Raw genomic sequence first — 6,512 nt, forward strand, 5'->3', positions numbered from 1 at the left:
CGAAAACGAAAGCTTGATGATGCAAAGTCAAGTGATTGATTTCTGCTTGTCATAGACTCAGAAGGCTCTATTTCGAACACCCCTTTTTTGCAGCAGCGGGTTTTTTATGTCTAAGCATGGTGTGTATCACAGATGCAAGGGGCAAAGGGTATAGTTTTGAAAAAACGATTTTTAGTAGCGTTGCTGTCGCTGCTCTCTTTGTCTGTCATATGTCAGGCCGAAACATTGGAAAGACATTTTATAGTCGAACTTGGACAGGATGGATTCTCCCCCGGCAGGACCCTTTCCATAAAGGCTTTACAGCCAGCATTGTCAGGCAACCCTTCATACTATGCCGACACACACGGCTGTGCTGGATCAGATTCTCTGCGAGCTGGCAAACAACACAGACTTGGCGGTTTCGAGGTGAAAACGTCCTTTTTTGAGTCAATCTCGTGGCACTTACTTGACGCCATCACTCTGGTGGCTGTTTACGAACTGGCCATGACCACCCATGACGCCGCTCTGAGTGGCACACCTCATTCATGGATACTTGTCGAAGCGTTTGTCGTTGTCGGCTCGCTTTTGAAAAGCTGCTGGAACCGAAATTCATGGTTGTTTACCCGGACGGATCAACCGGAAGCAAGTCAGGGTGATCCGTTCGTGATGAACATTACGATGCTTTTCGGACAAAGCCAAAATGGCCAACGAGAAAGCCAGCCGTCAGCATCATCCGGACAGCAAGCCCCAGGGGCGACCAGCTTCCGACTTTCAGGCTCTTTCACCAGTCCCCCTGATTCCGACTCTGGCGATGGAAATGAAGGTACTGAACAACATCAGCATACTCTGGGTTTAGATTGTTATGTAGATTCCTGCCGAGGCTTTTGTAAGCTCCGACCATCATCCTACGGCAGAGAGTCCGCTGAATGGGCGCTGAATTGGGAAGAAAGTTCGACAGGGCAAAGTCCTCATGTGATGACAGAAGTACAACCCTTTCAGCAACAATCCCATCTATTTACGATTGATATCAACCCGACAAATCATTGGCCCTCTTTGCACTCAGCGGATTCGGGGGCCGTTGGTGCAACTCGCGCTGATGGGCGTGAGTACATCGGGCAACTCACCTGTGACGTGAAAGAGGTTGGGCAGGATGACAAGGTGCGGTCATGCGGGACGGTCTGCAAGAATGCTACGGCTCTGAAGAGTCATAAAAAAAGAGACCACTGGACGCCACTTAAGTGGTTGATTGATGACATCGAAGAAATGGGAAGAGACCAAGGCTACACCAAACATAAATTTTGTGGCGACATAGTGGTCCGGATGGATGGCACATGGGATCCATGCTGGGTCTCCTTTGATAATGATCAAGCCATGATGTCTCACAAAACAGAATACCACTTCTGGCCAAAAAACTGCGTTCAGTCAGTGCTTGGAGAGAGAGGTCTGCAGTCATGCGGAAAGGTCTGCCGCAATTCTGAAGAGCTAGCGTATCACATAAGAATGCATCGAAAACGCAAGTTTGATGCCCGGCGGGATGATGACCCCAGTCATTCAGAAGAAAGTAGAGACTGATCCGGCCTCCTACCGGACTAAAACACGCTTCCTTTCTTGATCTGTCGCCTTCCTGATCTATCTTTCCCCTCTCTACTAATCAAAATGAAAATGAAAGGATAGAATAATGAGACTCCCGCTCTCGACAGCGCTAGTGTTGCTGCTTTTTTCGTTTTCTGTCATCTGTCAGGCCGAAACGTTGACGAGAAGATTTGTTGTCGAGTTTGAACAGACAAAACAGAGTTTTTCTATAAAGCGCGACCCGAATATGTTACCAGGCGACCCATCAGTCATTCCAGACACAAATGCCTTGGCAGGATCAGATCTGCCATCTGATTACAAACCACCCATAGTTGGCAATGACGAAGCAAAGAAGACAACTGTTGATTACATTTCGTTGCGCTTGCTCTTCGCCACCCATCTGCTGGTTGCCTACGAACTGGTGCTGGCCACCAATGGCGGCTCTCCAAATTCCAAACCTTATTCATGGGTACCAGCAGAAGCGTTTGTGGCTGTCGGCTTGCTTTTGAAAAGCTATTGGAACCCCGATTCACCACTCTATAGCCCGACTGAAGAACTTGACCTGCTTGAGCAACAAGTTGAGCGACGAGAGGCGATTCAGGATCACCCGTTTGCAATCACCACTATGATGCTTCCCGGCAATGGTCAACAACAAGGTCAACAACAAAACCAGAAAGCAACATTATCCGGGCAGCAAGTTTCAGGGATGGCAACCCATACAAGCTGTTTCACCAACTCCCTGTCTTTCGGCTCTGGCGGTGGTCACGAAGGCCCTGGACAACATCAACATACTTTGGGTTTAAATTGTTACGTTGATTCCTGTAGTGGCGTTTGTAAACTGCAGCAATTATTCGCCGATGGTGAATCAACTGAAGGGTTACCGAATTCCATAGAAAATTCGACAGAACACGCTCATCATGCAATGACAGAAACACAACCCTTTCAACTATACGCCGATGCATTTACGTTTACGATGGAGATCGACCCAATAAATAACTATACACTGAGTGCAGGAGCGGCCTTTGAAAATGATGCGGCCGGGTCAATTGACTACGAGCCAGTAACCTGTGGATGCGGGACGATCTGTATTAATTTCAAGGCTCTTTTAAATCATCAAAAAAGAGATCACGGTAGTGGTAGCGGACGATCGGAGCAACGTAAGTATTTAAACGCTGTTTCCAAAAGAAGACGCCAAGAGCCCAAAACGGTCAACCAATCTGTGTCGGCAAACTTCGGGAACGATGGAGAGTTCTTCTGGAATCTTGAAGAGCCCGGGAATTACCAAAGCGTACGCCAAAAAACCGGGCCTGATGATGGGGAACATGACCTCAGTCCATCGAAAGATAAAGAGTGATTCGGCTTCTAAACGGCACAAAACGTGCTTTCGGGAGGGATAGGTATCTATGGAGGCAACTGCAACATGTGACGGCAAATTCGCCGAGTTCATAGTGAAGGTAGATGACATCCGGCAGTGGCTCTAGCCAGCAGTATTCTGGAAGTTACAGTGCCTTATTTGTCAAAGTAGACGTTCCCATCATTCCGGGTAATGTTCTGGAAGACATTTGCCGCCTTTTGCGGTAATTCCCGGATTCGGGCGAATAAAATAGATCGCGACAGTTTTGTAGTGGTGGTTTTTTTACCCGGTGCAACTTTTCTGTCGTTTTTTCAGTTGAAATAAAAACACACTTATTCTATTGATCTATCACTCTTTTGATCTATGTTTCTTCCTTCTCTACAAATCAGAATGTACGTATGAAATAGTGAGAAACTCATTCTTTGTGGCACTGCTGTTGCTGCCAGAGTCATTATCTATCATCTGTCAGGCCGAACCGTTGACAAGACGTGCAGTTGTAGAGTTTCAAGATAATAATTTGGGGTCAATAACCCAGAGTTTTTCTACAAAGTGTGACATGAATACATTGTCGCTTAAATCGACAGATATTGCTGACACAAATGACCACGCGGAGTCAGATTTACCGCCTGATGCTAATCCACATGGACCTGGCGGTTATGAGTTGAAAACGACCCTTATTGAGTTTATTTCGTGTCAATCGCTTTATGCCACGAGTCTGCTGGTGGCTTACGAACTGGTCCTGAACACTAATGCAGCTTCCGGCTTCAAACCTTATTCATGGCTCCCAACAGATGTGTGTGTCGCTGCCGGCTGGCTTTTGAAAAGCTATTGGAATCGAGATTCACCGCTGTCTGGCTCGATGGAACAATCAGAGGCAAGTCAGTGTGACCTGTTTACGATTACCATTATGATGCTCCCCGGAAATAGCCAACGACAAAACGAACCATCAGAATCATCCGGTCAGAATGCCTTAAGGGCAAGCGCCATCCAGCTTAGTGGGTCTATCATCAGTGCCCTGTCTTCTGGCTCTGGCGGCGGTAAAGAAAACCCTGAGCAACACCGGCATACTTTGCGCTTAAATTGTTTTGTCGATTCCTGTCATGGCGTTTGTAGATTCCGACCTTCCGGAATCAGAGAACCCGCTGATGGGTCGCTGAGTTCCGGAAAAAGTTCGACATTACGATCAATGAATGCAGGGGCTGCCAATGGAGCTCATACCAGCGAATTTGTCTGTGACGTGGTGTTGATCACGGAGAATGGAAAGCGAATGCCATGCGGGGCTGCCTTCAGGGATGACGAAAGGCTGTTCGGGCATAAAATGAGAGACCATACCGGGGCACAATTTTGCGACGCGTTAGTGGGCGGAGGGGATGGTGAGGAGCGACTGTGTGGGTGGATCTTCAGTAATATTCCAGGGTTGTGGCGTCACAGAAGAAGATGTCACCGAGATGGATGTGATATCAGACGGTCGCATCATAGAAGAAAATATCATACTGAGCCACGAATTTGTGACGTGATAGTGTTCTCGGATGGCGGAGCGCATCTATGTGGAAGGATCTTCAGTAATAGTGAAGGTTTGGGGAGCCACAGAAGACGATGCCATCAAGATGGCCACCGTATTAGATGGAATGATAGAAGGCGTTGAAAACACAAATGTGTTGATAAGTGGCATCTCCACATACCTTTCGATTTTTTACCGGACAGCAGAAAAGCTTTTGTCTATCCTGTCGTGCCAGACATTGCTTCTGAAAGACATTCGTCGTCAATTGATCTAATGCCGGGGTTCCGGCAAATAAAAAAGCGCCCGATTTTTTCTTAGCGATCTTTTTTCAAGGCTAAGGGTGGTTTGTATACTGCGATCTTCTTCCTTAAGAATTCCTGCCCGGTGACATTTTGGCTTTTGACAGAAAAAGATGCTTATTTTCTTGATCCATCACTTTCTTGGTCTACCTTCTTCCTAAAAACTGCAAGATAAGAGTAACGATAAAGTCATGAAAAACTCATTCTCAGCGACACTGCTGTTGTTGCAGTTCTATTTGTCAGCTACCTCTCAGGCCGACTCACTGACGACAGGCTTTGCCGTCGAGCTTCAACAGGCAAGCTCTCCAGAATGGAGCTTTTCCATAAAGCCAGACCACCCGCATTCATTGTCGGGCGGTCCGTCATACCCTGCTGACATAAACGGTTATGCAGAATCGATTTTGCCGTCTGATGAAAAACCTCAGAGATTCGGTAATTATGGGGTAAAAACGTCCTTTTTTGAGTCGGTCCCGTGGCAATTGATTTATGCTACGCATTTCCTGACTGCTTACGAACTGGTTATGACTGCTCGTGATGCCTCTGGCTTAAAGCCTTATTCATGGATACCTGTGGAAGCGTTTTTGGCTGTCGGCTGTCTTTTACGAAGCTATTTGAGCATTGATTCTCCGCTGTTCAACCTGATGGATCAACCGAAGGCAAGTCAGGATGACCCGTTTGCGATCACCACTATGATGCTCCCCGGAAATGGCCAACAACAAAGCCAAAAACAAAACGAGCAAACAGCATCATCTGCTCAGCAAGCCTCAGGGGCGAAGGCCTCCTTCATGACAGGCGCTATCCTTCCCGTGTCTTCTGGCTCTGGCGGCGGTAGTCAAAATCCTCAACAACACCAACATACATTGGGTTTAGATTGTTACGTCGATTCCTGTCTTGGCGTCTGCAGGCTGCGACCATCACCTGATTCCGGGCATCAGGTTTTCAGCGCGGTGCCGGTGGCAACTTTTAAACTGGCTCTGGTTGGCGACGGTGGTGTGGGTAAGACGACATTTGTTAAACGACACATTACTGGTGAATTCGAGAAAAAATATGTGGCCACAATCGGTGTTGAAGTCCATCCTATTCAATTTCACACTAATCGCGGTCTTGTTCGATTCAATGTTTGGGACACTGCCGGTCAGGAGAAATTCGGAGGACTTCGAGATGGGTATTATATTAAGTCCGATTGTGCAATTATCATGTTTGATGTAACGTCGCGGGTTACCTACAAGAGTGTTCCCAATTGGCACAAGGATCTGGTAAGAGTGTGTGAAGGCATACCTATTGTACTTGTTGGTAATAAAGTTGATATCAAGGACAGGAAGGTTAGGGCTAAAAATATAAATTTTCATCGCAAGAAGAACCTTCAGTATTTTGATATGTCAGCCAAATCAAATTACAATTTCGAAAAGCCTTTCCTCCATTTAATTAAGAAGCTGGCCAAAACTGAACAAATTCAGTTTGTAGAAGCCCCTGCGCTTCTGCCTCCTGAAGTGAGTATAAGCCGGGAGCAGGTCCTTAGATATGAGGCAGAACTCGAACAAGCTAAGAGCGTCCCCCTCCCTGAGGATGATGATGACATATGATGCACCCCTGAAAAACAATCGGCCCGGGACAAACTTCTGCAATGAGGCGCTTCTTGGTTGATGTTATTCTCACGCTGCCCGACAAGACTTTGTTGGTTGCCTGATTAGAGGTGAACGCTTCCTTGATTTTGACAGGAAGTACGTTTATTTGTTGATCTATCCCTCTTCTCTGTAAACCAGAATGCAAGGATAGAATTATTAAACACTCATTCTTTGCGGCAATG

General features: G+C 46.8%; 4 protein-coding genes. All 4 read left to right on the forward strand.

All coding sequences use genetic code 11. The features are described 5' to 3' along the window. The first annotated feature begins 156 nt into the window (after window positions 1-156). The 4 genes from KDK19_RS01350 to KDK19_RS01365 all read left to right on the forward strand — a co-directional run bounded on the left by KDK19_RS01350 (window position 157) and on the right by KDK19_RS01365 (window position 6,288). Window positions 157-1,551 (forward strand): hypothetical protein, encoded by a 1,395-nt coding sequence (locus KDK19_RS01350; RefSeq protein ID WP_257254911.1) that lies wholly within the window; start codon window positions 157-159, stop codon window positions 1,549-1,551. Window positions 1,552-1,657: 106 nt separating this feature from the next. Continuing rightward, window positions 1,658-2,905, forward strand: a complete 1,248-nt coding sequence (locus KDK19_RS01355) for a hypothetical protein (protein WP_257291187.1) — start codon at window positions 1,658-1,660, stop codon at window positions 2,903-2,905. Between the two features lie 406 nt (window positions 2,906-3,311). Then, entirely contained in the window at window positions 3,312-4,550 is a 1,239-nt protein-coding gene (locus KDK19_RS01360) for a hypothetical protein (protein WP_257291188.1), read from the forward strand. 346 nt (window positions 4,551-4,896) lie between these two features. Further along, entirely contained in the window at window positions 4,897-6,288 is a 1,392-nt protein-coding gene (locus KDK19_RS01365; RefSeq protein ID WP_257254908.1) for a Ran family GTP-binding nuclear protein, read from the forward strand. Window positions 6,289-6,512 lie beyond the last annotated feature (224 nt).

The organism is Endozoicomonas sp. ONNA1, assembly GCF_024606325.1.
Classification (GTDB): Bacteria; Pseudomonadota; Gammaproteobacteria; order Pseudomonadales; family Endozoicomonadaceae; genus Endozoicomonas_A.